Consider the following 26721-nt stretch of genomic DNA (forward strand, 5'->3'; position numbering starts at 1 on the left):
ATTATAACTTAATAATTGGCAACTTGCTTATTTTATAGGCTTATTTTGGTTTGTGCCAAAATACCTTATTTTTTCCTTCGTATTCTCTGCTTGTACCAGTGGGTAAACATAGGCCAAAAGGCAATAATGATCACGAGGATAGTGAAAAGTAAAACGGCAATGACCATTTGAAAAATGCTGAAATTAAGGGCGTCGCGAGAAACAAACAAACTTGTTATTGAACCAGCTATGACGAAAAGTACCCTAACAAGCCATCCTAACATTCTTTTCCCTCTTTGCAATCGCACTAAATTTTATGTTTCTAGACTGAAATTTTGTTGCGGGGGGCTAATCGTAGAAAGCTGCCTTAAATCGAGCCTCTCAATGATTGTCATCATCGTTGTATTGTTGATTTTACGTTGTTTTCTAAGTAAACGTAATTCTTGACGTGCTCCTTCTAAGGCGGCTATCCTCAGTTGTCTCTCAAATTCCATTGCCTTCATACTCGTTAATTTTTCGGTTTCTGTCCCAATGTTAGCAACAATATAATGGTTCAGACCTGCCATAAGCGAATTACCTACTTCCATACAGAGGGCCGCGTCTTGTTCACTTGCGTTGGAACATAAAATTTTCATGTGTTCTTCAATTGCTTTAACCCCTGCTTGGGCTGCGGCAATACGGGCTTCATTTTCTTCATTACTAGAGGGTTTATTAATAAGAATATTCAATCCAGGCAAGATCAAAGGGAGTGCTACTGTACTGATGAGTAGGGAGCAAAGAACTACTCCTACAACCAAAATAACGAGAAGATCGCGCCCTGGAAAAGGGGTGCCGTCAGCCATTATAGTGGGCAAAGATAAAATTGCCGCCAAAGCAATTGCTCCACGTATACCGCCAAGTGAAATGGCTGCAACTATTCTTAAGTTAGGCCAACGCCAGGTTCTATGATGATGTCGGGCGATTAAGACTTCAAAAGGAATGGTCAAGTAAATCCAAAGCATGCGAAGGAAAGCTAAGGTAATCGTGATTATGGCAACAATTTTTGTGCAATCAAATAAGCTGTAGCCAGTATTGGCTACTAATTCGATTGAATGAGGTAGGTATAGCCCTAAGAGAATAAAGATCAGCCCGTTTAAAGTAAAATCAAGCATACCCCAAACAAAATGTCCCTCAATACGCATCCTTGCCAAGGTTCTATCTAAGAAGCCTGCTTTATCAATAGTAAAGCCAGCTGAAACAGCAGCGAGGATCCCTGAAAAACCTAATTTTTCAGCGGTGAGGTAGGCAGTGAAGGGTAAAAGCAATAAGAGCAAATTCTCAGTTGTGGTTTCATGCTCGTTTTTACGTGTCAATTGGCCAAGCAGCGCGATAAAAAGATAGGTCAAGACGGCCCCGACGATCATCCCGCCCAAGCCAACTAGAAAAAGGCTAATGATTGCTTTGCTCAGTGAAAATATACCTGTGAGCATTGCAGCGACGGCAAATTTAAATGAAACTAGCCCAGAAGCATCATTTAAAAGAGCCTCCCCTTGTAAAATATGCATAATTCGCTCGGGTATCCTTGCTTTAGCCGTCATTGACCTGAGGGCGACAGCATCGGTGGGTGATAAGGCTGCGGCTAAAGCAAACGAGGCGGGTAATGGAATTCCCGGAATCAGCCAGTGAACTAGATAACCAACTCCTGCAACAGTAAAAAAAACAAGGCCAATTGAGAGTGTAATTATAACCCGTTTATTCGACAGGAATTCCCGTTTGGGGAATCGCCAGCTATCATTAAAAAGCAAAGGTGGTATGAACAATAGCATGAATAGTTCAGGGTTAAATCCAATATGAAAAACAGGGAAAAGAAGGGCAATAAGAGCCCCTAAGCTAATCTGAATGATCGGACTAGGCAGTGAGGGTATGAATCGGCAAATGATTCCGGACGCAACCATTAAAAGCAAAAGAATAAGGCAAACTAAGGCACTTTCCATGATTGTGATTGCTCCAGAAATCTACTTTCAGGGGAATGAATGTCAAAATTAGATTACTTCATATTAATCAAAAAAAACTAAAATTTAAAATTTTTTGGTAAAAATGGTTGCTATCGAATCAATACTGATTAATATATGAACAGATTCATATTGAATGAATTCAGGTTTAGGGCATTTAGCGTCACTTAACCCAGCATAAATTTGGATAAGGGCTATAGGTTTCTTCAATAATTGAGAATGGCATGTAACGGGCAAAAGCAATACACAATGAGATACTAGGAGAGGAAAGTGGGTGATGTGGTATAAACGTGAGGCTGATGTCATAACACTGTGTGTATATGTGCAACCAGGAGCGAAAACAACGGGTATAGTAGGGCTGCATGGTGACGCCCTGAAAATCCGTTTAAATACCCCGCCAATAGAAGGCAGGGCAAATGAAGCGCTCTTAAGCTATATCGCGCAGTTGTTTGATGTGCCTACCCGCCAAGTTAAGTTAGTGCGCGGAAATAAAGCAAGGCAAAAAATACTAACAATCACCGGTAGTTCTGTTAATCCAGAATTTTTTTCTCCTAAATTAGGTTAGGCAACTTGGATGACAGCACCTAATCAAGATGGACCACTCTTCAATTTTTGATTGGGCTATACTCACTAACGGAATGGCTTAATTTTTAGGTCTATTAAATTTTTCAATCTGGCGTAAACTCGGTATAATCTTTTCTTTTTATATTTTAATGCCTATGAAGCTGTTGCGTGGTCTAGCTGAGGTTCCTTATTTTGCGGATGGGAGTGTAGCAGCTATTGGAAATTTTGATGGAGTCCATCTAGGACATCAAGCTTTACTCGCTGCTTTACGCGCACAAGCAGATGCACTCCAGTTACCCATGGTGGCCCTAGTTTTTGAGCCACAACCCGCAGAATATTTTCGCGGCCTTCAGGCGCCTGCCCGACTTACAACTTTACGAGAAAAATCGCAGGTGCTTCAGTCTTGTGGAGTCGACTACTTATGCTGTCTTAAATTTAATGAAGCTTTTGCTTTGCTTTCGGCCGAAGATTTCGCGGAGCGCTATTTTTTTTCCTGGTTGCACGCAAAATATTTGTTGATCGGAGAGGATTTCCGTTTTGGATACAAGCGGTTAGGGGATATCCAGTTACTGAAACTGCTTGGGGAAAAGGAAGGTTGCTCTGTTGAGACCTTTCCTGATTTTTCTGTAAATCATCATCGTGTCAGTTCAACTAAAATTAGGGAAGCACTAGCTCAAGGGCAGCTTGAGTATGCCTCTGCTTTGCTTGGTAGAACATTTAATCTTTGCGGTCGAGTTGTTAAGGGAAACGAGCGGGGAAGGCAATGGGGGATTCCTACCGCCAATTTAACGATGCACCGCTTGGCTCTGCCTCTTAAGGGTGTATTTTGTGTCAAAGTACGAAGAGCAAGCGGCGAATGGTTAGAAGGAGTGGCAAATATAGGCAGTAGACCAACAGTGGATGGAACGAAGAATATACTTGAAATTCATTTATTTGATTTTGATGGCGATTTGTACGGCGAGATGTTACAAGTATTTTTCTTGCACAAATTACGAGATGAAGTTAGATTCTCATCAATAGAAGCTTTGATTAAGCAAATCCATGAAGATATTGCTGTGGCTAAGGCGCAATTTTGCAAGCGCCGTTTCGAACTTAACGCGTTAACAGAGTAGGCATAATGGCAGAATACAAAGATACTTTAAATTTACCTGACACCTCATTCCCGATGAAGGCTAATCTCGCTCAACGAGAGCCGCAAATGCTAGCTTATTGGGAATCTAAAAGTATCTATGAAAAAATAAGGCAGGCAAGTAAGGACTTAAAGCGCTTTGTGCTGCATGATGGTCCTCCTTATGCCAATGGTCATTTACATTGTGGGCATGCCCTTAACAAAATCCTGAAAGATATTATTACCAAATCAAGGGCACTTAGCGGTTTTGATGCTCCGTTTGTGCCTGGCTGGGATTGCCATGGGTTGCCGATCGAGTTAAATGTTGAAAAAAAAGTGGGCAAGGCCGGAATGAAAATCAGCGCGAGTGAGTTTCGCACTAAGTGTCGTGAATACGCAGCGAGCCAGATTGATATCCAACGCGAGGAATTTAAACGCTTAGGGGTTTTTGGTGATTGGCAACACCCTTATGTCACTATGGATTATTCCTACGAAGCGAATATTATCCGTGCGCTTGGTAAAGTCATTGAAAATGGACATTTGCAGCAAGGATTCAAACCTGTTCATTGGTGTATCGAATGTGGTTCCGCATTGGCCGAGGCAGAGGTTGAATATGAGGATAAAACTTCACCCTCAATTGACGTTGCATTTTATGCGGTTAAGCCACAGGAAATTTTGACACTCATTGCAGGCGGTTTACCAGTAAAATCAGTCATCGTCCCTATCTGGACAACGACTCCTTGGACGCTGCCAGCGAATGAAGCGGTTTGCTTACATCCGGAATATGAGTATGTTTTGATAGATGCAGGGGACAATTATTTTTTACTCAGTAATGACCTACTTGCACCAGTAATGGCTCGTTATGGAATCAAAGACTACGACATCGTAGGTAAAGCAAAAGGACAATCGTTTGAGAAAATCGCTTTAAAACATCCTTTTAACGAGCGTGAAGTGCCCATTATTCTTGGTGAGCATATCACTACCGATTCAGGTACTGGTTGCGTTCATACGGCACCTGCGCATGGACCAGAGGACTACCAAGTAGGGCAAGTATATAATTTGCCGCTGATTAATCCAGTGATGATCAATGGTTGCTATGCGAATGATGTTCCTCTATTGGCAGGTCTTTCGGTTTTAAAGGGGAATGACAAAATTATCGAATTATTGCGGGAACGTCATGTTCTTTTACATCTCGAGTCAATTCGCCATAGCTATCCCCACTGTTGGCGTCATAAAACACCAATGATTTTTCTTGCCACGCCCCAATGGTTTATAGCCATGGATCAAAATGGTTTACGCCAGGCTATCAAAGCAGAAATTGAAAAAGTGAATTGGGTTCCTGACTGGGGAAAGGCCCGCATCGCGACCATGGTTGACACCAGACCAGATTGGTGTATTTCTAGGCAGCGCGCTTGGGGTACTCCGATGCCGTTGTTTGTACACAAGGCAACTAGAGAACTTCATCCTAAAACCGTGGAATTGATCGAAAAAATTGCTTTTAAAGTGGAGCAAAGAGGTATTGACGCTTGGTTTGATTTGGATATTGCTCAATTTTTAGGGGTAGACGCGGACGAATATGAAAAAATTAATGACACACTCGATGTTTGGTTTGATTCAGGTGTATCCCATTATTGTGTACTGAAACAAAATGAAGCACTGGGCTTACCCGCTGATGTGTATTTTGAAGGGTCAGATCAGCATCGTGGCTGGTTTAATTCCTCATTGACCACAGCAGTTGCCATTTATGGTTATGCCCCTTTTAAAACTGTTCTCACGCACGGTTATACTGTCGATGCTGAAGGGAAGAAATTATCTAAATCAAAGGGTAACTATATTGCTCTAGATAAATTAGTCGCTCAACACGGTGCGGACATTTTGCGCTTGTGGGTTGCTTCTACTGATTATCGCCATGAAGTAAGTATCTCTGAGGAAATTATTAAACGCAATGCGGATGCTTACCGTCGTATACGTAACACCGCCCGTTTTTTACTGGCTAATTTATTTGATTTCATTCCTGAAAAGCATACTCTTGATGAATCCAAATTGGTTGAGCTAGATCGCTGGGCGATAAAACGTTGTCAAGATTTGCAAGAGGAAATTAAAGAGGCATATAAGAATTATTCTTTTCATGTCATTTATCAGAAGATTCATAATTTCTGTGCTGTTGATATGGGTAGTTTTTACCTTGATGTGATCAAGGATCGCCAATACACTACCCCAAAGGACAGTTTAGCAAGACGCTCCTGCCAAACAGCGATGTACTATATTGTCCATGCTCTTACCCGCTGGTTAGCCCCCATTCTGTCTTTTACAGCGGATGAGATCTGGCAGTTTATTCCTGGACTAAAAAGTGAGTCAGTATTTCTTGAGCAATGGTATGAGAAATGGCCACAAATTCAAGATGTAGATATGCCGTTTTGGCAACAACTGCAAACTGTCCGAGATGAGGTCAATAAAGCCCTTGAAAGCAAACGTAAAGAAGGTACGATAGGCTCTGCCTTGGCAGCAGAAGTCACCGTTTACGCAGGTGAGTCGCTTTTTACACTTTTAAGCAAGTTGGGTGAGGAATTGCGTTTTGTTTTTATCACTTCCTCTGCTATTGTAAAACCAATAAGCCAATGTAATGCTGAGGCATTGAGAAATGGTGAATTAGATTTGGCAGTTTCTGTCCGTGCAAGCGATCATGAAAAATGCAGCCGTTGTTGGCACCGACGCGAGGAGGTCGGCTCCGATCCTGAATATCCCGAATTGTGCCACCGTTGTATCGGCAATATTAGTGGTCGTGATGAGGTGAGGCATTTCGCATGAAAAAATGGCCCTGGTTTCTTTTAAGTCTTATTGTGGTATTAGTTGACCAGCTCAGTAAATACTGGGCGGCTTCAAATCTGGTGCCTTATCAACCGGAACCGCTCTTCTCAATGTTTAACTTCACCTTAGCCTATAATACGGGAGCCGCTTTTAGTTTTCTTAGTGGCACAGGCAGTTGGCATCGCTGGTTTTTTGCTGGATTCAGTGTTGTCATGAGTTTAGTATTAATAGGATGGCTAGCTAAATTATCGCCAAAGGCAAGATTGCAATCCTTAGCAGTGAGTTTGATACTTGGTGGGGCCGTAGGAAATTTATACGATAGAGCTGTCCTAGGACATGTTGTCGATTTTATCGATCTCTATTATGAAAACCATCACTGGCCTGTCTTTAATTTAGCTGACAGCGCTATTTGCATTGGTGCATTTTTTCTGTTGGTTGACTTATGCCGTAATGGTTCTCGAGAAGGGTAGCTAATCATAACAGATCTTGAGTTAGCCGTGTTAATGGTTACTCGAGTAGCCGTTCCTTAATAGATCGCTGATTTATTGTTTAACAAAACTTAGCGCCGTTACCTAAGATTATTTAAACCTAGTTCTTCAATAAGGTTCCTATATTAAACAGCCCTATGCAAAAATCCCAGTTGATAATGCATGTAGATGTTTGCTTTCGGGATTCACGATGCTTACCGCTGCTACGGCTGGCAAGCTCAGGTAATGTTCTGCCTCTTCCCACTCAACTTCTGCGGGGAATAAGCGTAGTGTGGGTAAACACTTGTTAAGAGAAGCGCAGAAGGCCAAATTAGCTGGGTATGGTCTTGCTTGATGGTACCCCAGCGCCATCACTTGCATTGCTTCAGAAATTGTCGCGATACCTGGAAGATGATTGATCGAATAGATCGCAGCAGTTTGCGCTATAGCGGGTAAGAAGCCAGGACTTGAAACGAAATGAACACCGGCATGGTAACATTCTTCTAATTGTTGCGTATTGGTGATATTGCCAGCTCCTACGCGTAAGCCAGGAAAATCTTGAATTATTTTCTTTAAAAGGCTTTGCTCGCTGCAATTAATTTCAACAATAGAAAAGCCTGCTTGGGTAATTTGCTTAAGCCTGTCGAATAGTAAGGCATCAACATCTAAAGTTACAATAATAGATTGATTTCCAAACAGTTTATCACTCATCATAGTTCATTCGCTTTGCAAGCAATTAATTCGATCATGTTAGAAGAGTTGCGAGCGCTTATCAAGTATTAAGTGCGTTGTATTTGAGAAATAATAATAGATCCTTGTTGCCTCTTGACGAAGGGACCCTTAAGCTTCACAGCGAAAGGAATACCCACACTCTTGTTTTCAGCAAGCTTATTGATCTTCTTTCTAGCTAAATTTATCACCAAGGTGTGGTTTTAAAAGGCGTAGGGGCAGGGATTTTACTTGGTGTTTTATCAGGAATTGGAGTCACTCTTGGGCTATTCGCTGTCACGCCAAAACGGGGTAGATCCTGCAATAAGCGATTCATAGTCGTTTGGGGTATTGGCATCCCGGGTTTAATACTATTGCGGACCAAATCTTGAGCTTCTTTGTTAGGTGAGCCATCGGGTAATACGAAGCTGCTGGCAAAGCGATTGATCGCAGCCTCAGTTGGATTTGATTTAATTAATTCCAGTAGGTGTTTGCAGACTAAAGTCCTGGAGACAGCTTCTTTTTTCACGGAAGCAGTGCCACCCGGAGTCGGTTTAGGTTTGGGTGTCGTCAATTGGATATCTGCGCCTAATTGTTTATTGACCTGATTCAAAGTTTGATCGAGCTGTTCCATCATCGAGGCAATCGTTGCCGCTTGATTAGTGAGGTCTAAAATTTCTTGTTGCAGTTGTTCGCTATGGGCTAAGGCCTTACTTTTTTCTCGGTGTGTAAGGCTAATTCCAGCTCTTTATTGCTGGCGACAAGTGCTTTGAGATTCGAAATTTCTGGTTTAGCGCGCTCGTAATGATGTTGTGCGGTCAATTTATCTTTAGGGGATAAGGAGTTGAATAATTTTGCAAGTCCCTCGGAATCAAGATCGGAACTTGCTGTTAGTAAGTAGGTTACCCCAGATTGTTTATCCACATACAATCTTTGTGTTTTAGCAAGAATAAAGTCAGCCTGTTTATACGAGTCCACACTCTGGCCTGCCGCATTATAGAATAATTTCCGCCCTTCTAATACGGACAAAATATCTTCCATACCAGCTGATTGTCCGTTGAGGCTATTCAGCTCGGGAAGTAATGCCATCGCTTCTGCGTCTTGATTAGCTACCACTAATCTGTCTATCTCTGCCCGTTTAGTCTCAATCGTTTCATTAAGAGTTGCAATCATGTTTTTTATGTCAGCAATTTTTTCTGCAGTTGTTTTTTCTTTGTTTCTTTCCACAAATTGCTCATATTGAGCATCTAAATCAATAAGCCTTTCATGAAAGGCTTGATAGCGTTCCACGATTTTTTCACCCTCAATCTCAAGTAAGGCTAACTCTTCTTCCAGTGCTTGTGCTTCTTTAAGTTTTTCTTCCAGGGTGCTTTCGATGACTTGGGCAGCTAACTTATAAGAGGCATAAGTCTGTTTTAAAACAAACTGGGTTCCATCAAAAGGATTAAATGATTGAACAGCTTCCACTTCAGTGGGTTTTTGTGATGATGCGAGTCTCTCATCAATTTGTCTTTGGATGGCTGCGTTCAATTCTTTCGCGCGCGCTTTCCTTTTATAAACTGCAATTAAGTATAAAAAAGCCTTAATACGCATCTTTCGCAAAAGGTTATCTAGCATAGCGTGCTGGCGGATTTTCTTTAGTTCAGCAAGCAAAACTTGCTGCTCATGGATCAGTGCTTTGGTTTTTAGGCCAGCAGGTGATTTTAAAAAGGCGGCGACCGTTGTCGCATCCTTTAAGCCCAATTGGCCAACCATTTGATGATGGAATTTTTCAATTTTAGAGTCCAGTGAGAGTTTTGGTTTTTTAGTTATGCTGGATTCTGATTGAGCAGGAAGCGTTTTTTGAGCGCTTTTTGCAGCGTGATCTTTACCAAGCTTGGGTTCAAGTTGAGTAGAGGGGAGGGAGCGATCTTTTTGCTGAGCCAACTTTGAGTCAGAAGCCATACTCTTAAGCGACGATGGCACAGGGACATGTTTAGTTTGATCGGCCATAATAAAAAACTCTAAGTAAAGATATAACAATAATTATAAGGTATACCGAATTAAATTGTCTATACAGTAGTCAAAATGGCTTTCCAAAGAACTAACAGTGGACTTATCTATATTCTACCAGCACTGGGAGGAATTACCCAGGGGAAGACCGCCGGGTCCTGAGGTAATTCCTTTAATTCCAAGGCTGTTGAATGTGAAAGTTTGGCAAAGGGTATCTGCTGTGGCTTGCGCTCCAGCTGGGATAGCATGCAAATTAAAATAAGTGTCGGTTTGTTCAATGATCTTCAAATGATACCAATTTTGATCTGAGGAGCTTGTGCTTAAGATATCATTAAATCCACTGGAAGCGATTGTTGCACCTCGATAAGTATGTGCTCGCGAGTAGTATTCTTCCATTCGATTGGCCAGCTCAAGTAAGGCAGTTTGCCCATCAATTCGTCTTGCTTTGGTGATTAAATGACGATAACTAGGGTACACAAAAACAGCAATAATACTGATGATAAGAATCACAGCCATCAATTCGATGAAAGAAAATCCTTTATTTGCCATAATTAGACTACTATAAAACAATTCCCATTACTGAGCTCAATTGCTCACCTCCTGCTGAATCCTTTGTTGTCCTTGTGGTAAAGAGGGGGTTATAGTTTCTCATATCGGCTATTCCCGCTTTGGTTACGGCGGCTAATTTATCACCTGTTAGCGCCTTAAGAAGGCAGTTAGTACTGTCTTCATGCTCATGAGGAAATCTTTCTACCGATTCTGGATGAGACATAAAATATTCTTTATCATCATTAACGGTATGTAAGGCGATATCTTCCTCATTAAAAGCCCAGTCGTAGATGTTAAGACGAAGAATTTGTATTTCCCCAAGAATACGTTGTTTACCTTTACCGACAATCCGAACAGCCCAATTTGCGCTTAAACTAATCCCTTTGGCTCCTAACTGAAAAATCAAACCACAGCTATTGTCCCAAAGAAAGCCGCAGGTTTTTAACAAACTTCCAGTGCTAAAGGTTAAAATTTTTACCAAGGGATGTAAACAGGTTAATAACGAGCGAACTACTAAAGAGGTTAGATCAATAGCAGGCAAAATTATGAAATTTTTAACTAATTGCAATGGTGGGTAAATGAATATCATGGCGCCATTGATAAGAACATTGATCAACCTATTGTTCACATAAGTACCGAATGGGCTATGAAATCCGTAGAGAGGGGATAGGCGAAAGCCTGAGAAATAATTTCGTACAAAAGAGTTGGGAGAAAACTCTAAAAGACTATTTCCTAAGGCTTGCCAATTTCCTAATGTACTTAATGTCTTACTAAGAAAATTGGTTATCCCTCTAAAAGGAACGTGGATAAACATACTGCTGATTTCCAATAAGGGTATGGTCAAAATAACCAATAATAAATCAGCAAGTGCTGCAATGCTTTGTTTAATGGTGCGGATTAATAGATGCCAACTTTTTGTTAAACCGGAGGCAAATCCATCTTCTCCATAGTAATAGCCTTCAATAAAAGGGCCTAATAAAAACTTAAGTAGAATAAATCCGCCCCTGAGTAGCCATTTAATTGTTCCAAGGAGCCAATCATCGCCCGGGTGCATAACGGTGTCATTGATTGCTATGCCGCCTTTAAGACCCAAAAATGCATAATTAATGTAAGGGAACTCACCCATCTCTTCTTCTAAGGCGGGAATTGCCTTACACAAACCGAAGCCAAGCATCACTGCTAGGGCAGAAATGATAGCAACTTCTGCTGGGTGATCTTTCAATACCTTAATTGCTTCAACAAAAAACTTATCGAGATCACCGCCAATAACCACACCTTGCCAATAAGTCACTGCAGCTGAGATGGCTTCAGATATTGTGCCGTGACTCATCCATTGTCCAAGCGCTTGAGTAGGCTGTATCCCAGCAATTAATCCTTTCAGTTGCAACTTGGTTAACAGTGCAGTTAAGGCTTGCGGTGCGATGATTGCTCCCGCGCCGTATACATAAGCTGCTAAGGCAAGGGTACCGATAATTGGATTTTTCTCGCTGATATCAACAAAGAAGGAGCTGATATGGCGAAAAACATCCAACGAACGATGCAAGGGATTATCGTACATCGGGGGACTCGGTGGATGCTTCTCTCGTACCATCACATAGTTGCAATTTTCGATTTGTGTTTCGATGAATTGTTCAAGAGTTTGGCCATTAGCGAGTAAGCCTTCGTTTTGAAGAATTTCTTGCAATGAGATGAGATACTTTTCCAAAGAAGTTCTTTTAGGCTTGGTCTTTGATTTTTTATCTTGAAATTCGGGGTGATCACCGTGAATATGGTAGAGGAAATCCTTATAGAGATTATGGGAAATAAAGTGGGCTATGCTGCGATAGACATAGACAAAAAAGGCAGGAAGTTTTGAAAAAAATGCTTTAAGTTGCAAGCTAATGCGCTGATGTAAATAAAGATGCTGCCCGCTTAATTCGCTGATGGCAACTAAATCATCCCCACTGGGTAATGGGTAGTGTAATCCTTCATGTTCAAAGAAACGAATATCGATTGGAGGCGGATCTTCTGCTATTTCTTCAGCAGTATAGCCAATTTGTGGAAGTCCTTCTAAGTAATAATGGGGTTTAATTTTGGTCACTATCATTCCGTCATACCAACCTGTCGTTTCGCTAGGTTGGGTCGGCTTGAGCGGGGATGCTAAGTAGTTAATCAATTCGCGACTATTTGTCCAAAGGTTGCGTAAAAACAATCCTAAGCGAGCAAAACGGTTTGCAGGTATATTGGTTAATTTGGAACCCAATCTTAATCCATATAATTGGCAAATAACCCTAAGTGTATCTTGTAGAGCGGCTTCATCATTACCGATATGTAATTCACTGTCCCAAACATAAGAGGCAGGTTTATCAGTGAATCGACCATGCTCTTCTGTGAAATCGAGCTGATCAATACGACAAACTGGGTGGACTCGATTAAATTGGTAATGTTGGGCTGATTGATAAGCCTCATATAAAATGCGACCTAACTCTCCGCTTGAGACCACAGGATTGGTTGCTAACAGGAGATTTCCTTCATTGCATTTCCCTAGGATTGCCAGTACTTCTCGACGTAATTCTTCCTGCCCTTCCCAATCCCCAGGAGTTAGTTCCCTTTCTTTATCTAATAACTCTTCAAGCTGATTGATTGCTAAGTTTGTGAGCTGGTATTTTGCAACCTGCGCATCAGTGCGTGGCTTGCTATAGTTGTCCGAACGAATACGGTATCGATTGAGCTGGCTGATTGCATCAGCCACGATTGAAGTGTTGCGCTTCCCGGGCAGGTAACGTAATTTTTCGGCATCATGAGTGATCAGCAGTAGTTGCGTGGTGTTATTATTATGATTGGCGAACAGAAGCAAACAATCGCCGTTAGGAAGTAAGAATTGTGCTTTGAAAGAGCCATAGATTACAGTTCCTGCATGTCTGCTTGTTGTCGTTGCAGTCACAGTGAAGCTTGAATAAAAACGGTTTGGCCTCACTGATAAAGGAATAACAGTATGTAAGCGACCTTCAATAAACTTGGTAGCGACCATGGGCAAAAATAAAAGAGTTGGAATTACCTCGACAGTATAATTTTTTATGTTTTTAAGGCAAGCAAAATGTGTTAAATTTGATTATAAAATCATCAAAATAACCTTTTTCATCTGCTGGCAATCCTTAAGAGGGGCTGGTAAGATGTGCTGAAAATAGACAGGACATCAAGTTAATGACAAGTTATTGTGGCTATATTGCTTTAATCGGGCGACCCAACGTTGGTAAATCGACGCTTTTAAATTGCATTTTACAGCAAAAATTGAGCATTACCTCTCGTAAACCCCAAACGACACGACATAGCATTCTGGGTATACAAACGATTGATGAGTATCAATACGTGTATGTTGATACACCAGGTATTCACCAAGGTTCTAAAAAAGCTATGAATCGTCTAATGAACAAGACAGCTATTGCTGTATTGCGCGATGTTGATGTGATTGTTTTTATTGTGGATGGAACTCATTGGAATGATGAAGATGAATATATCTTACGCTTAATTAAAGAAGCGAAGGTTCCTTGTATTTTGGCAGTGAATAAGGTTGATAAGATTGCTGATAAAGGTCAGTTATTACCTTGGTTAGAAGAAATGAGTCACCGTCATGATTTTGCCGCGATTATTCCAGTATCGGCTAAAACAGGGTTACAGGTAGATCATTTAGAGCAGCAATTAAAAGTTTTTTTACCGGAAGGTCCCCATTTATTTGCTGAAGATCAATTTACTGATCGCCCCGTGCGGTTTTTGTGTGCAGAATTGTTACGTGAAAAGATTTTTCGCTTATGTGGGCAGGAATTGCCGTACTCAACAACGGTTGATATTGAATCTTATAAAGATGAAGGAAATCTAGTTCGTATTCATGCATTAATCTTAGTGGAGAAAGAAAATCACAAACGGATCATCATTGGCGACAAGGGGAAAAAATTAAAAGAAATGGCCACAAGCGCACGACTGGATATGGAGCAATTACTTGGCAAAAAAGTCTTTTTACAGTGCTGGTGCAAGGTCAAGTCAGGCTGGGCTGATGACGAACGTTTACTAAAGCAATTAGGCTATGATTGAAGCACTTGATGCTTGGCTTTTACATAAAACCCCTTCTGGAGATAGCAGCGCGCGAGTCAGCTTTTTTACTCGCGAAAAAGGGATTATAAATTGCCTGTATAAAGGAGGCCGGACGCCTAAGAAACAAGCGTTTTTGCAGCCTTTTATACCCTTATGGTTATCTGTTGATTACAAAAAAGACTATCATTTTGTTCATAAGGTTGAGATCCAACGAGAAATAATCGCACTGGCAGGTAACTCACTTTTTGCTGGTCTCTACGTCAATGAATTAGTGTTCTACGCGCTTAGACCCATGGAGTCTTGTCCGGAGCTTTTCAAGGTGTACCAGGATACCCTTCAAGGTTTAGCGGTTCTCCATGACAGAGTCGCAATAGAAGTTTTATTAAGGCGTTTCGAATGGGCCTTATTATTTGCTTGTGGGTATGGCGTATCGTTTACCCAGGAAGCTCATTCAGTTACCCCAATTAATGCACATCAATTTTATCAGTTTGTTCCTGGCGAGGGATTCGTGCTGGCAGGTACAGGGATTTTGGGTGAATATATCCTTGCTTTGGCGCAAGGCCAATTAAATCAACTGGATGTTTTAAAAGCAGCTAAATTTATTATGCGCCAAGCAGTAGACCATCTTTTAGGGGGTAGGGAATTAAAATCACGAAAGTTATACCCAAGAAAAGAACTTGGCACATAAATCGCTTACGAAATTCAAACAAGTATAGATAAACAGCCCCATTTAGCGTCATAATTTGCAGCAATTGTTTTAACAAATGGTGAAAATGATGTCTAAAGAAATTCTACTTGGTGTTAACATCGATCATATTGCAACAATTCGCCAAGCTCGAGGTACACGTTACCCTGATCCTGTGCAAGCAGCAATCGATGCAGAAGAGGCTGGAGCAGATGGGATCACGCTGCATATGCGCGAAGATTTGCGCCATATTCAAGCGCGGGATGTCAGGCTTATTAAGGCGGTATTGCAAACTCGCATGAACCTGGAAATGGCTGTCACGGAATCAATGCTGGATTTTGCTGAGGAGATTAAACCCGAACATGCCTGTTTGGTACCTGAAAAACGCGAAGAATTAACCACGGAAGGCGGTTTAGACGTTATCAGTCATTATGATGCAGTAGCAAATGCGGTTAAACGTTTAACGCAAATGGGCAGTGAAGTGTCTTTGTTCATTGATCCCGATAAAAAGCAAATCGACGCCGCGGTTGAGGTTGGTGCACCCGTCATTGAAATTCACACGGGTTGTTATGCAGATGCACCGAATGCGTTTGAGCAAGAGCGTGAATTGCTGCGGATTAAAGAAGCAGCCGAATATGCGGCAAGCCGTAACTTAATCGTCAATGCAGGACACGGGTTACATTATCACAATGTACAAGCCATTGCAGCGATAAAAGAATTTCATGAACTAAACATTGGCCATGCAATCATTGCACGTGCTTTATTTTGTGGTTTAAAAAATGCAGTGAGGGATATGCGCCAACTTATGCTGGAAGCAAGACATTATGGCAAACACTGACTCGATTGTTATCCGTTTGACCGGTGATTCCGGGGATGGAGTACAGCTGGTAGGGGAGCAATTAACCATCACAGCCGCACTAAGCGGGCGAGATGTGCGTACTCTACCTGATTTTCCTGCTGAAATTAGAGCACCTGCCGGTACTGTCGCTGGTGTCTCTGGCTTTCAGTTAGCAATGGCTGAACAAGCCATTTTTACAGCAGGGGAAACTTTGGATGTTTTGGTTGCATTAAATCCCGCAGCTTTAAAGACTTCCCTTGAATATTTAAGCCCAGGCGGACTATTAATTATCAACGAAGATAGCTTTACCGATAAGGATTGGCAAAAAGCAGGGCTAACAAGTGATCTTCTAGACAAAGCTGCTGAACATTATCAGTTAGTGTCTTTACCTTTAATTACCCAAACGTTACAAGCTGTTGAGTCTCTTGGGATTAATCATGCCCAGGCTAAAAAATCGAAAAACTTTTATGTACTTGGTTTAGTACTTTGGCTTTTCGATTTGCCAACTGAAAATTGTTTGGCGTTCATCGCTAAAAAATTTAAAAATCAATCGCAAATCGCTAAAGCGAACGAATTGACCCTTTTAGCAGGTTATAATTACGCGTTGACTTTGGAATTGAGCCGTCGGCAATTCATGTTAGGTCAAGTGAACCGCGATAGTGGAGAGTACAGACAGATAACCGGCGTTGAGGCGGTTGGCCTTGCGCTAGCGACCCTGGCAGCGACCACCAAAATCCCTGTTTTTGTATCAGGTTATCCTATTACTCCCGCTTCTGCTATTTTGCATGAATGTGTCAAATTATCCGACTACGGTGTCCAATTATTGCAGGCTGAAGATGAAATTGCCGCCCTCTGTTCTTGTATTGGTGCAGCTTATGGAGGCTGTTTAGCGTTAAGTTGTACATCAGGACCTGGACTTGACCTAAAAAGTGAAAGTTTAGGGCTGGCCGCTATGGCAGAACTTCCTCTCGTCCTTGTCGATGTTCAACGGGCAGGCGCATCCACAGGATTGCCGACAAAAACGGGACAAAGTGATTTGCGTCAAGCACTCTATGGTCGCCATGGAGAAGCGCCTGTACCTGTTTTAGCAGCTAAATCCTCATCCGATTGCTTTGAGACAATTATTGAGGCGTTCTCGATAGCCACCAAATATATGACGCCTGTTATTGTTCTGCTTGATGCTTATCTAGCTAATGCTGCTGAGCCTTGGAAGATCCCGGCGGTTGAATCCATCAAAATTCCTAAAATTGATTTTAACCGTTTCCCCAAACCCTATCAGCGTGATGACGTTTTGGCGCGCAGCTGGAATATTCCTGGCACTCCTGGCTTCATTCACCAAATTGGCGGGTTGGAAAAACAAGGGGATGCAGGCCGAGTGAGTTATGATGCCGAAAATCATCAGAATATGGTTAATTTACGCGCGGCAAAGATTGCTGGAGTTTCCCGTGAATATGCTGATTTGGTCATTGAAGGAGACACTAACTCGAACATTTTATTGGTCGGGTGGGGCTCCACTTACGGCAGTTTAAAATCTGCTGTTAATGAATGCCATGCTGAAGGGTTACCCATTGCTTTACTTCATTTACGCCACTTAAATCCTTTTCCTGAAGGATTGGATAAGGTATTTGCAGGGTTTAGTAAAATTTTGGTTGCTGAATTAAATTCTGGCCAGTTATGTCAATTATTGCGCGCTAAATATTTGGTCGATGCGAAATCAATCAGTCAATGTAATGGCCAGCCGTTTGCAGTAAGTCAACTTGTTAAAGCCATAAAAATGGAAATTAACTATGAACAAGAACAGCTATAAGCGCGAAGATTTTGCTAATGCAACAGAGGTAAAATGGTGCCCCGGTTGCGGGGATTATGCTATTTTATCGGCTTTGCAACGTTTATTGCCTGAATTAGGTTTACCACCGGAAAAACATGTTTTCGTGTCGGGAATTGGTTGTGCTGGAAGATTACCTTATTACATGAACACCTATGGCTTCCATACTATTCACGGTAGGGCTCCAGCTGTAGCGACGGGTCTTAAGGCGATGCGGGATGATCTTACTGTCTGGCTAATTACGGGTGATGGGGATGCTTTAAGTATCGGTGGTAATCATCTTATTCACTGTTTACGACGGAATGTGAATATCAATATTTTGCTTTTCAACAATCAAGTTTACGGATTAACAAAAGGACAGTTTTCACCGACATCGCAAAAAGGGCAAGTCACCAAAACTTCACCGCAAGGGGTAACGAATGAACCAATTAATCCTTTAATGATTGCACTTGCCTCTGGAGCTAGTTTTGTTGCTCGAGCTGTGGATAAAGATCCTACACATTTAGGATCAATTCTTAGGAAGGCATACGAACATCAAGGCTGCTCTTTTGTAGAAATTTATCAAGATTGCAATATCTTTAACCACGGTGCTTTCGATGCCTTTGCAGTGAAAACAAACCGTGCAGATAAGACAATTGTGTTGGAAGAGGGCGAACCATTGCTGTTTGGTGCAGAAAAAGAGTGGGTTTTGACTTTGCAAGGGGAAACATTCCAGCAAGTGCGCAGCCAAGGGGATATCGATTATCGCCATGATCCGAATAACTTTATCGCCGCGATGCGCTTAGCCCGCCTCAATTTTCCGGAGTTTCCCGTCCCATTAGGGATTTATTTTCAAAAACAGCGTGAAATATTTACTTTGAATAGACCAGTCAAGAAAACAATTGAGGATTTACCTTCACTCTTTCGTACTAGAGCAAGCTGGCAGCAAAGTGAAAAACCTTAAACTCAAAAAGAATTAAACTAAGATCGGAGTCGTACACTTGGGCAAGCGGACATAGGAGCATTTACTTCTTACCCGCTCCCTCGTTGGTGTCATGGCTCGGAACCCCTTAACTTATTGAATTAAGCGGTTCTTGAGTCTTGAAGATTTAAAAAAGTACTTAGCCCACTCGTTGCTATTCTTTCGCCCAATTGAAACATGGTATAGCAGTTGTACTTTGCTTTGATTGATTCGACATAGCGCTCAATGGTTTTGCGCGAAACTTTGTTAATTTCCGCGATGAGTGCAGCAGACTTCCCTAAACGAAGCCATTGAAGGCACTCGCGTTCCTTTTGAGTTAAGTAATAGCGAGTTTCATGTTTAAAATATAATCTGCTCTTGGCTTCTGTATCAAGATCAATTTCTCGAGGATCGTCAGAAACAATGTTGATTTTTTTCTGTTGCTTCGCCGTTTCATCAATATTAACCGGAAGTTGGTACACAGCAGCGAGTTCCGGTATATTTTTCATGCAGTCATTGAAATAATGAATAAAGGCATGAAGAGAGTCCATTTTCTCAAGATAGCGTTGATTAATTTCAGAATCAGTTAGCTTGCCGCTAAAATGGTAGCAGTGGGTCATATCGTCATCATGTTTAGTAATGGTTAAAGTATGCCCTTGATTAAAGGCGGCAGCCATTTGATAAAGCGCTTTGTTGTTTTTAGTCATCTCCAGATAATCCCAAAAATCGTAACGAAATTGCTTATTAGCCTTTTCAGAATGGCAATGGACATCATTACGTGCATGATCGCGTCGAAGGTATTCCGCGGCATAATCGGGTTTAGATCCTAAACAGAATGCATTCCCCTCCAAATCGACTGCTGTATACCCGAAGAAATTGATACCAAGCGTTTTTAATGGGGTGCAAACTGCATTTAAGAGTTGATGATGTGTCAAACTTGGATTTTCATTGATTCTATGTTGCTTATTCATAACTCTTTACAACCATTTAATTCTCACACCGTGCAATAATAACATACAATAAGTGCAAAATAAATACATATAGATTTAAGTTTATTTTATTTGTAGAGGTGATATTTAAAATTGTGTCCGAATTACGCCGTAGCCACTTTTGATTTTTGAACAGTAAGATACGCCCAGACTTTAGATAAAATGGGAACAAGTATGAAAGGTAAATGTGAGAAATCTGGAAAGAATGTTTTTTCGAAGATTGAAATAGATTTTTTCAAAAAAGATGCTGCTTACGTAGAAGCATTAGAACAATATAGAAAAAAATTGCTCAATGACGGTCAGGCAATGCTTGATGATGCTACCGCAAAATTTAGAATTGCGGCACAAGCAAAAACGGATGATTGGTCAATACGCAAATTATGGCCAAATAGTCGCAGTAAATTAAAAGTGGCTACATTGCATGCGTTAAATTCGGGAGAAACTTTAAGAGACGAAGCAAAAACCAATAAGCTCGATATTCTCTCTGAATTGCCTCCCCAACCTGTCATTGTTGATTTAGGTATGGGTAATGGCCAATTTTTAATTGATCTGGCGGCTGAGCTGAAAAAAAAATGTGTTTTGATTGGTGTAAGTGCATCGCCCAATGAAGTCAAAAAATGTGTTTACTCTTATGCTGGTATTCATATTGTTAAGGGTAAGTTACCTCATGATTCTTCAGTAATCGAGTTGTTAGAAAAAAGACAGGGTACCGTAGATAAAGTATTTGATACTTATGGTCCTGCAACTTATGCCAATAATCCTTTGCACTGCTTAATTTATGCTGCCATTTTACTTAAGCCAGGTGGTAAATTTTCGGCAATGACTTCGACTGAAAATAACACAGAAATGACCGTTTTTGGTAATGCAGCAAGTCGTGAAAAAATTAAATGCTTTTTTAAATCCTACTTAGGGATTGATATTAATTTCGAATTTAATTCGATCCGATCAGAATTATCTCCAGGAATGATATATACCGACTTGTTGGTCACTTTTACCAAAGAGGGGAAAGCGCTAAGTGCAGCGGATTATTTAAAGCTATGTCGGGCGGCAGATCGTGAAGTAGGGATAGCTCGGGTTATAAAGCCGAGCTGGTATGGATACAATGCTTCCTCATATGGCATGTTTTCTATTGATATGCGTACTTATAAACCTTTTGAGAAATTAGAGCAGAAAGATAATAATGATCTTAATCCCCCAAAAACTTTTTAAAGAGAAGTCCGGGGGAGGCAAAAAAAGCCGCACTGACGATAATCCGAGTTACGGCTCGGATTATTGTAATAAACAAGCCATTATCGGAAAACGGTCAAACATTACCGTAAGTACTCAAGACTGAATCACAATGTCGTGAGCTAATAATCGTCTATGAGCGCGAAAATAAGTCAAAGGTGACTGTTCAAGCAGGTCGGCAAGTTTTTCCATATACACACAAGCAAAGCGCTCCACTTGATAAGCAAAATAACTTTCTTCTGCGCCAGCTCGAAAGACCCGGCCCCATTTTGGATTATAGAAAGTCTGCTCTTCTTGTAAAAGTTTGGATATTTCCATATCGATGGCAGTGATTTGTTTCTGTAATTCACTGACTTCATGGGCATGGGCTTGTGAGTGTTCTTCAATATCTTGGGTATGGAGTTCGATGTACTTTTCTTCCAAATGCTTTTTGATTTCCATCGAAGCGACAATTTTCCTTTCCACAGGCAAAGCATTTTTTTGTGAATGAATTTCTTGCCCTAGTTCCTCAACCACAAGCGCAGTTCGCCAGTTGCAATCTTTTTTCAATCTAACGATGTCACCATAGATGTGATCGCCAATGTACAAAATTTCATCCCCATTGACACCTAAATCCTCAGCTAATTTGCGGGCACAGCCCCCTTGATATACTCCTGGAAGAATTTTGCCTTGTGTATTGGTCATTGTCCCGTTTTCGGGATTAATGGATAAGAACCGGAGATTGTCATAGAAAAAGCGGGGTTTATTCGCTAAAGTGATAACGTATTCAAATAAGTCTTTCCATGTTTTACCCTCTTCTAAAAAGGGATCAATGGCATATTCCAAAAGAAGTTTGGTATAAAAAAATTCAGAGTTAGTGAGAATAAAAATTTTCTTGCCTAGTCTAATGTATCGCTGTAACCCTTCGACTACTTCTTTTTCTTTTAAAACATAATCGCTTAAATTCTGGCAAATACAGGCTTTTAAACTCCCGTCAGAATGAATTTTGTCGACAGTGTTTAAGACATCCAACGCAATGGCTGAATAGCTTGGCAGATCGTTTGGGGATTCGTCTTTTAAATCCACTAATTGACTATAAAGAACACAAAATGCAATGGAAAAGGCGGTGTCAATAGCGAAATAATTCGGATCGTTTAGATCGACGTAGGTACTACGATAGATTCTTTTTTGTTCAGAAAAATTGATTAATCGAGTTCCATGATAACTGTGGCGAATCGCGCCATATCGGCTGAGCTTTAAAATATTTCCATTTTTGCTATCAATAATGAGTCCGCGAATAGCATCGTTAAAATTAAACCTAAATTGTTTGATTTCTTGCGGATAATGCTTTTTGTCTATAAGTTGCTCAACAACAAGTTTGTAGACTAAGGCTTCAAAGTTTTTTGAATTGTAACGAATCAGGGTATGATCCATATCTAAACCAATGAATTTAATTTTTTTCATGTTTAGTATGCGATTAACGAAAACGTTTTGATTCATTCTATTTCCTTACACTAGCTCGTGGTGGTTTTTCCGCTATGCTACAAACTCGATGAGAACTTAGTTAATAGGCTCTGTGCTTCATTGAGGCAACATCTTGCAAAGTAGATTCCAGGCTTCCAAAATTCCCGTTATTTTTTTAACTATAAAAATTTCTTGAGGTAAATACTGATTTTATTATTCTAACAGCACTTAGTATGATTACTCTAGTTATTCTAGGGTAGTATTGGCAATTCCTCTTAACCGCCTAAATGCCGCGGCTTGTTCGCGGCATTTATAGGCTCCTCATCAGCAACAAATTTCTTCATAGTGAAGAATAGTGATTAACTTATTGGTTCAATGCAGTATCATCAAACAACTAGACCACTCAATTCATGTTCATTCTGATTTTGAATAAGTTCCATACGTACGTTTAAAGCATCAATTAAGTTTACTGTTGTTGTTTGTTTGAGGCCAAGAAAACCAAAAAACCAGGTGAATAGATTTTGTCCAGTATTTAGGTAATCATAGATGGACTTTGCTGATGCGGTACTCATATTCTTTGTGTTATAAAAGCTACGCATCACATTTTCAATTCCTGCCATCGTTTTTTGCTGTTCAAAAGCCTCAATCACCAGATTCAATGCATCGTATTTCTTTTGTACCGTAAAATCAATTCCGAAAAAGGTGTGATCACGCCTATCATTTTTAAGCACATTGTCGCGATAATTTTTTAATGCCAGAAATTCTTCGCTTCTCAAAAAAGCCTGGGTTGACGGAGTTGGGGCTAATTCTTCTTCGGTTTGCTCAGTTAAGCCCTTTAACTTTGAAAGGAAATGTTCTTTCAGTTTTTCAAACTGTTGGGCAATCTGAGATTCGTTGCTCGAATTAACGGGTTTAGGAAAAGTAAGAGTTGCCTGCGGTAAAAGCGATCTTGCCTCTTGATCTAATGTACATAAATGCTCACTGAGGAATTCTAATTTCTTGACTGAAATTAGTTCCTTTGCGCGCAAAAATTTACCAGCAGTATGAATAGCTTGAGCATAGCACTCCAGATTTTTCTGGTTTTTTTCCCTCATGAGGTTGCTATAGCATATTGTTATCCGTTTTTCATTATCTTCCCATTTTTCGTTAAAAAATAATATTGCTGGAACACCTTGTCGGCCACATTGACGCTCTACACTGTCACTGTATCTAATAATTTCACTAAGAGAAAAATGCATAAAATACCCCCAATTTTTAGATTGGGGGGATGATACCAAATCCGTTGTCGAAAATTAAGGCTAATTGAAGATAAAAAAATCCCGGCAACGTTCACCGGGATTTAGGTTGAGGAGAGTTTTAATCACGGCCTGAAAAAGCACTGAGCAAATTAAGCAGGCTGACGAATAAATTATAAATAGAAACAAATAAGGCCACAGTTGCTGAAATGTAATTGGTTTCTCCGCCATGAATAATTTCACTGGTTTGGAACAGGATAAGTCCGGAAGAAATCAAGACGAATGCGCCAGAGATTGCAAGTTGTAAAGCGGGCATGTGGAAGAAAATTCCAGCAATCATCGCTAGCATTGCAACCATGACACCCACAAAGAGAAATCCGCCTAAGTAGCTGAAATCCTTACGTGTGGTTAATGCATAACCGGAAAGACCGAAGAAAATGATACCAGTACCTCCGAAAGCTGCGCCGATAAGCTGAGGCCCATTAGAGAAATTGGCAACGTATAAATTAAGGATCGGACCTAGCGAATAGCCTAGAAATCCGGTAAAGGCGAAAACAGCTAAAAGGCCGAGTGGGCTATTTCTAAGCGCCTGTGTCATGAACATTAAACCATAAACACCGACAATCATTATCAATGGGTTTAAGGGCTTAACTGCAAAAGCAAAAGATGCGTAAGCAGTGAGCGCACTAAAGATGAAGGTCATACTGAGAAGTAAATAGGTATTTCTCAGCACTTTGTTGGTGGCAAGTACTGACTCACTTCGTTGATTTAAGAGGGTGATGTCATTTCTGTTCATGCGATAACTCCAGATTGGTTATGTTCAGTTTAGCATATCTGAGGGCGATTTGTTGGTTTTTCAAGTTTATAATGATGCTTTAATACTCGCAAGGGATCTATAATTGTTTCTATACATGTTGAAAGATTGCAAGCTAATCACTAATAATTGAAAGGTTGAAGAATTTTTACGGATTAATTTATGCCCAAAGTTGCTGCAGTACAAATGATTTCGTCTGCCTCGGTAAAACAAAATCTCAAGCAGGTCGAACAATTTTTCAATCAAGCAAGAAAAGAACAAGCTGATTTACTGGTATTGCCAGAAAATTTCGCGTTTATGGGTATGAAAGAAACCGATAAGCTGAAAATTGCTGAAAAATACGGTGAAGGGGAAATTCAAAATAATATCAGTCAATTAGCCAAGCAATATGATCTTTGGGTGATTGCAGGGACTATTCCCTTAAAAGGCTTGAATCAGAAAGTGAGGGCAAGTTGTTTAGTCTTCGATAATAGCGGATTTTGCGTCGCCCGCTACGACAAGATTCATCTGTTTGATGTTCGTGTTTCGGAACAAGAAGCCCATCAAGAATCCCTAACTGTCGAAAGAGGTGATGAATTGGTGGTTGTCGATACGCCAGTAGGGCGTATTGGGTTAACGGTTTGTTATGATTTGCGTTTTCCTGAATTGTATCAACAATTATTACAAAGGGGGGCAGAACTATTTACTGTCCCATCTGCGTTCACCGCAGTAACAGGTAGCGCCCATTGGGAAGTTTTATTAAGAGCGCGTGCCATCGAGAACTTGTCTTATGTGATTGCCGCCAATCAAGGTGGACAACATGATAACGGAAGACAAACTTATGGTCACACTATGGTTGTTGAACCTTGGGGTAAAGTCCTGACTCAGCAACAAACAGGTGAAGGTATGATAATTGTTGATATCGATTTGCAACGCTTACAGCAACTTCGCCGGCAGTTCCCTAGTAATGAGCATCATGTGCTCTTGGACAAATGACGTTTTTTAAAGGTAATAGTTATGACTCAAGCACTGGCTTTAGCGAAAGATTTATTATTAAAACCTGCTTCATTAGATGAATCGACTCTAGAAAAACTGATTCGTTCGATGATAACCCGGCATATCGATGATGCCGATCTCTATTTTCAAAGCAGTAGTTATGAATCTTGGTATTTGGAGGATTCTGAAGTTAAAAGTGGCAGCTATTCGCTGGATCGCGGCGTAGGAATTCGTGCGGTTAGCGGTGATAAGACTGGTTACGCTTATTGCGATGATATTTTACTCCCTGCAATGCAGCGCGCAGCGGATGCTGCAAAATCGATTGCTTTTACAAGCAACAAACCCGCTCAATCCATTCAAATTGCCAGTGCACCGATCACTCGCTATGAGGCCTTAAATCCTCTTGAAGGGATGACTAAACCTGAAAAAATTGCCTTGCTTGAAGCGATTGATCGAGAGGCCAGGCGCATTGATCCCCGTGTGATTCAAGTGAATGCCTCGTTAAGTGGTTGTTATGAGGTGGTTATTGTAGCAGGCATGCAAGGAGAAATGATTGCTGATATTAGGCCGCTAGTCAGTATCAACGTAAGCGTGATTGTTGAAGATAAAAACGGCCGTCGAGAATCAGGTCGTTGTGGTGGGGGTGGACGCGTAGCTTATTCCTACTTCACGGAAAAAGAAATTGCGCTTGAATATGCGCGCGAAGCGGTGCGAGAAGCATTGGTCAATTTAGAGGCAGAAGAGGCTCCTGCTGGAACAATGCCTGTAATCTTAGGACCAGGTTGGCCCGGCGTATTGTTGCATGAGGCAGTGGGACATGGCTTAGAAGGAGATTTTAATCGCAAGGGTTTATCCGCATTTTCTGGCCGATTGGGTCAGCAGGTTGCTGCAAAAGGTGTGACCGTTGTTGATGATGGCACCTTAAAAGATAGACGGGGATCCCTCACAATCGATGACGAGGGCACACCTTCCCAGTGCACAACCTTGATTGACGACGGGGTACTAGTGAATTACATGCAGGATAAACTTAATGCTAAGTTAATGAATATGAAACCAACTGGCAATTGTCGGCGTGAATCCTACGCCCATTTACCGATGCCCCGTATGACCAACACCTACATGCTAGCAGGCCCTCATTCACCCGAAGAAATTATTCGTTCTGTGAAGCGCGGTTTATATGCAGCCAATTTTGGTGGTGGCCAAGTGGACATAACCTCCGGCCAATTTGTGTTCTCTGCTAGTGAAGCTTATCTCATTGAAGACGGTAAGATCACTAAACCGGTAAAAGGAGCTACTTTGATCGGTAATGGGCCTGAAGTTATGAAAAAAATTTCCATGATAGGGAATGATTTGTCCCTTGATAAAGGGATAGGCGTGTGTGGCAAAGACGGTCAATCGGTTCCCGTTGGCGTGGGCCAGCCTACTTTAAAAATCGATGCGTTGACCATTGGTGGAACGTCTAGCAAGTAACCTTGGAATGTAGCCGAGAACATCCGAGCCGCAACTTTGTGGGAGT

General features: G+C 41.1%; 22 protein-coding genes. 12 read left to right on the top strand and 10 right to left on the bottom strand.

Annotated elements, in window-relative coordinates; all coding sequences use genetic code 11:
• Positions 1-293: 293 nt before the first annotated feature.
• A complete protein-coding gene (locus LMI_RS05570) occupies positions 294-1952 on the bottom strand; it encodes a Na+/H+ antiporter (RefSeq protein WP_045098913.1) in 1659 nt (552 codons plus the stop codon).
• Positions 1953-2247: 295 nt separating this feature from the next.
• Between LMI_RS05570 and LMI_RS05575 the strand changes: the two genes are divergently transcribed.
• The 4 genes from LMI_RS05575 to lspA all read left to right on the top strand — a co-directional run bounded on the left by LMI_RS05575 (position 2248) and on the right by lspA (position 6920).
• The gene (locus LMI_RS05575; RefSeq protein ID WP_045098914.1) at positions 2248-2535 is read left to right on the top strand and encodes a DUF167 domain-containing protein; all 288 of its coding nucleotides are present in this window, start codon (positions 2248-2250) and stop codon (positions 2533-2535) included.
• Between the two features lie 148 nt (positions 2536-2683).
• On the top strand, positions 2684-3646 hold the full coding sequence (gene ribF / locus LMI_RS05580; protein WP_231852243.1) for a bifunctional riboflavin kinase/FAD synthetase: 963 nt from the start codon (positions 2684-2686) through the stop codon (positions 3644-3646).
• A gap of 5 nt (positions 3647-3651) precedes the next feature.
• Positions 3652-6450, top strand: a complete 2799-nt coding sequence (ileS, locus tag LMI_RS05585; RefSeq protein ID WP_045098915.1) for an isoleucine--tRNA ligase — start codon at positions 3652-3654, stop codon at positions 6448-6450.
• The gene (lspA, locus tag LMI_RS05590; RefSeq protein WP_045098916.1) at positions 6447-6920 is read left to right on the top strand and encodes a signal peptidase II; all 474 of its coding nucleotides are present in this window, start codon (positions 6447-6449) and stop codon (positions 6918-6920) included. Before ileS ends, lspA begins: the two co-directional genes overlap by 4 nt.
• Positions 6921-7073: 153 nt before the next feature.
• Here lspA and LMI_RS05595 read toward each other — a convergent pair whose 3' ends face one another.
• From LMI_RS05595 to LMI_RS05615, 5 genes are all read right to left on the bottom strand, one after another.
• Entirely contained in the window at positions 7074-7631 is a 558-nt protein-coding gene (locus LMI_RS05595; RefSeq protein WP_045098917.1) for a beta/alpha barrel domain-containing protein, read from the bottom strand.
• A 202-nt stretch (positions 7632-7833) separates the two neighbouring features.
• A complete protein-coding gene (locus LMI_RS05600; protein WP_045098918.1) occupies positions 7834-8262 on the bottom strand; it encodes a hypothetical protein in 429 nt (142 codons plus the stop codon).
• 65 nt (positions 8263-8327) lie between these two features.
• Complete coding sequence (locus tag LMI_RS05605) at positions 8328-9617, bottom strand: hypothetical protein (RefSeq protein ID WP_045098919.1); 1290 nt, start codon at positions 9615-9617, stop codon at positions 8328-8330.
• Between the two features lie 114 nt (positions 9618-9731).
• Positions 9732-10166, bottom strand: coding sequence for a type IV pilin protein (locus tag LMI_RS05610; RefSeq protein WP_045100592.1), 435 nt, complete (start codon positions 10164-10166; stop codon positions 9732-9734).
• 10 nt (positions 10167-10176) lie between these two features.
• Positions 10177-13176, bottom strand: a complete 3000-nt coding sequence (locus tag LMI_RS05615; RefSeq protein WP_045098920.1) for a hypothetical protein — start codon at positions 13174-13176, stop codon at positions 10177-10179.
• A 173-nt stretch (positions 13177-13349) separates the two neighbouring features.
• Between LMI_RS05615 and era the strand changes: the two genes are divergently transcribed.
• From era to LMI_RS05640, 5 genes are all read left to right on the top strand, one after another.
• The gene (gene era, locus LMI_RS05620) at positions 13350-14234 is read left to right on the top strand and encodes a GTPase Era (protein ID WP_045098921.1); all 885 of its coding nucleotides are present in this window, start codon (positions 13350-13352) and stop codon (positions 14232-14234) included.
• On the top strand, positions 14227-14922 hold the full coding sequence (recO, locus tag LMI_RS05625; protein WP_045098922.1) for a DNA repair protein RecO: 696 nt from the start codon (positions 14227-14229) through the stop codon (positions 14920-14922). The genes era and recO overlap by 8 nt, the downstream gene beginning before the upstream one ends.
• Before the next feature lie 88 nt (positions 14923-15010).
• Entirely contained in the window at positions 15011-15757 is a 747-nt protein-coding gene (gene pdxJ / locus LMI_RS05630) for a pyridoxine 5'-phosphate synthase (RefSeq protein WP_045098923.1), read from the top strand.
• The gene (locus LMI_RS05635) at positions 15744-17564 is read left to right on the top strand and encodes a 2-oxoacid:acceptor oxidoreductase subunit alpha (protein ID WP_045098924.1); all 1821 of its coding nucleotides are present in this window, start codon (positions 15744-15746) and stop codon (positions 17562-17564) included. The genes pdxJ and LMI_RS05635 overlap by 14 nt, the downstream gene beginning before the upstream one ends.
• Positions 17545-18525, top strand: a complete 981-nt coding sequence (locus LMI_RS05640; RefSeq protein WP_045098925.1) for a 2-oxoacid:ferredoxin oxidoreductase subunit beta — start codon at positions 17545-17547, stop codon at positions 18523-18525. Before LMI_RS05635 ends, LMI_RS05640 begins: the two co-directional genes overlap by 20 nt.
• 119 nt (positions 18526-18644) lie before the next feature.
• Here the strand turns inward: LMI_RS05640 and LMI_RS05645 are convergent, their stop codons facing one another.
• Positions 18645-19493, bottom strand: a complete 849-nt coding sequence (locus LMI_RS05645) for a helix-turn-helix transcriptional regulator (protein WP_045098926.1) — start codon at positions 19491-19493, stop codon at positions 18645-18647.
• A gap of 192 nt (positions 19494-19685) precedes the next feature.
• Between LMI_RS05645 and LMI_RS05650 the strand changes: the two genes are divergently transcribed.
• Positions 19686-20720: a class I SAM-dependent methyltransferase gene (locus tag LMI_RS05650; protein ID WP_045098927.1), complete on the top strand. Its 1035-nt coding sequence runs from the start codon at positions 19686-19688 to the stop codon at positions 20718-20720.
• A 114-nt stretch (positions 20721-20834) separates the two neighbouring features.
• On the opposite strand, the gene LMI_RS05655 is transcribed toward LMI_RS05650, so the two are convergent.
• The 3 genes from LMI_RS05655 to LMI_RS05665 form a co-directional block, all read right to left on the bottom strand.
• Positions 20835-22217 carry an HAD-IG family 5'-nucleotidase gene (locus LMI_RS05655; RefSeq protein ID WP_045098928.1) on the bottom strand — a complete coding sequence of 461 codons (1383 nt, stop codon included), beginning with the start codon at positions 22215-22217 and terminating at the stop codon, positions 20835-20837.
• A gap of 350 nt (positions 22218-22567) precedes the next feature.
• Complete coding sequence (locus LMI_RS05660; protein ID WP_045098929.1) at positions 22568-23419, bottom strand: hypothetical protein; 852 nt, start codon at positions 23417-23419, stop codon at positions 22568-22570.
• A gap of 118 nt (positions 23420-23537) precedes the next feature.
• Complete coding sequence (locus tag LMI_RS05665) at positions 23538-24212, bottom strand: Bax inhibitor-1/YccA family protein (protein ID WP_045098930.1); 675 nt, start codon at positions 24210-24212, stop codon at positions 23538-23540.
• Positions 24213-24392: 180 nt separating this feature from the next.
• On the opposite strand from LMI_RS05665, the gene LMI_RS05670 reads away from it, so the two are divergent.
• Both LMI_RS05670 and tldD read left to right on the top strand, forming a co-directional pair.
• A complete protein-coding gene (locus LMI_RS05670) occupies positions 24393-25205 on the top strand; it encodes a carbon-nitrogen hydrolase family protein (protein WP_045098931.1) in 813 nt (270 codons plus the stop codon).
• Positions 25206-25226: 21 nt separating this feature from the next.
• On the top strand, positions 25227-26675 hold the full coding sequence (tldD, locus tag LMI_RS05675; RefSeq protein ID WP_045098932.1) for a metalloprotease TldD: 1449 nt from the start codon (positions 25227-25229) through the stop codon (positions 26673-26675).
• Positions 26676-26721 lie beyond the last annotated feature (46 nt).

Source organism: Legionella micdadei (genome assembly GCF_000953635.1).
Classification (GTDB): domain Bacteria; phylum Pseudomonadota; class Gammaproteobacteria; order Legionellales; family Legionellaceae; genus Tatlockia; species Tatlockia micdadei.

What these genes read in the sequence shown, in the direction of transcription:
- era (WP_045098921.1), top strand. Translation starts at nt 13,350, where the DNA reads ATGACAAGTTATTGTGGCTATATTGCTTTAATCGGGCGACCCAACGTT.
- tldD (WP_045098932.1), top strand. Translation starts at nt 25,227, where the DNA reads ATGACTCAAGCACTGGCTTTAGCGAAAGATTTATTATTAAAACCTGCT.
- LMI_RS05660 (WP_045098929.1), bottom strand. Translation starts at nt 23,419, where the DNA reads ATGCATTTTTCTCTTAGTGAAATTATTAGATACAGTGACAGTGTAGAG.
- LMI_RS05645 (WP_045098926.1), bottom strand. Translation starts at nt 19,493, where the DNA reads ATGAATAAGCAACATAGAATCAATGAAAATCCAAGTTTGACACATCAT.
- ribF (WP_231852243.1), top strand. Translation starts at nt 2,684, where the DNA reads ATGCCTATGAAGCTGTTGCGTGGTCTAGCTGAGGTTCCTTATTTTGCG.
- pdxJ (WP_045098923.1), top strand. Translation starts at nt 15,011, where the DNA reads ATGTCTAAAGAAATTCTACTTGGTGTTAACATCGATCATATTGCAACA.
- LMI_RS05655 (WP_045098928.1), bottom strand. Translation starts at nt 22,217, where the DNA reads ATGAATCAAAACGTTTTCGTTAATCGCATACTAAACATGAAAAAAATT.
- LMI_RS05665 (WP_045098930.1), bottom strand. Translation starts at nt 24,212, where the DNA reads ATGAACAGAAATGACATCACCCTCTTAAATCAACGAAGTGAGTCAGTA.
- LMI_RS05595 (WP_045098917.1), bottom strand. Translation starts at nt 7,631, where the DNA reads ATGATGAGTGATAAACTGTTTGGAAATCAATCTATTATTGTAACTTTA.
- LMI_RS05670 (WP_045098931.1), top strand. Translation starts at nt 24,393, where the DNA reads ATGCCCAAAGTTGCTGCAGTACAAATGATTTCGTCTGCCTCGGTAAAA.
- ileS (WP_045098915.1), top strand. Translation starts at nt 3,652, where the DNA reads ATGGCAGAATACAAAGATACTTTAAATTTACCTGACACCTCATTCCCG.
- LMI_RS05635 (WP_045098924.1), top strand. Translation starts at nt 15,744, where the DNA reads ATGGCAAACACTGACTCGATTGTTATCCGTTTGACCGGTGATTCCGGG.
- LMI_RS05650 (WP_045098927.1), top strand. Translation starts at nt 19,686, where the DNA reads ATGAAAGGTAAATGTGAGAAATCTGGAAAGAATGTTTTTTCGAAGATT.
- LMI_RS05640 (WP_045098925.1), top strand. Translation starts at nt 17,545, where the DNA reads ATGAACAAGAACAGCTATAAGCGCGAAGATTTTGCTAATGCAACAGAG.
- recO (WP_045098922.1), top strand. Translation starts at nt 14,227, where the DNA reads ATGATTGAAGCACTTGATGCTTGGCTTTTACATAAAACCCCTTCTGGA.
- LMI_RS05575 (WP_045098914.1), top strand. Translation starts at nt 2,248, where the DNA reads ATGTGGTATAAACGTGAGGCTGATGTCATAACACTGTGTGTATATGTG.
- LMI_RS05610 (WP_045100592.1), bottom strand. Translation starts at nt 10,166, where the DNA reads ATGGCAAATAAAGGATTTTCTTTCATCGAATTGATGGCTGTGATTCTT.
- lspA (WP_045098916.1), top strand. Translation starts at nt 6,447, where the DNA reads ATGAAAAAATGGCCCTGGTTTCTTTTAAGTCTTATTGTGGTATTAGTT.
- LMI_RS05570 (WP_045098913.1), bottom strand. Translation starts at nt 1,952, where the DNA reads ATGGAAAGTGCCTTAGTTTGCCTTATTCTTTTGCTTTTAATGGTTGCG.
- LMI_RS05605 (WP_045098919.1), bottom strand. Translation starts at nt 9,617, where the DNA reads ATGGCCGATCAAACTAAACATGTCCCTGTGCCATCGTCGCTTAAGAGT.
- LMI_RS05615 (WP_045098920.1), bottom strand. Translation starts at nt 13,176, where the DNA reads ATGGTCGCTACCAAGTTTATTGAAGGTCGCTTACATACTGTTATTCCT.
- LMI_RS05600 (WP_045098918.1), bottom strand. Translation starts at nt 8,262, where the DNA reads ATGATGGAACAGCTCGATCAAACTTTGAATCAGGTCAATAAACAATTA.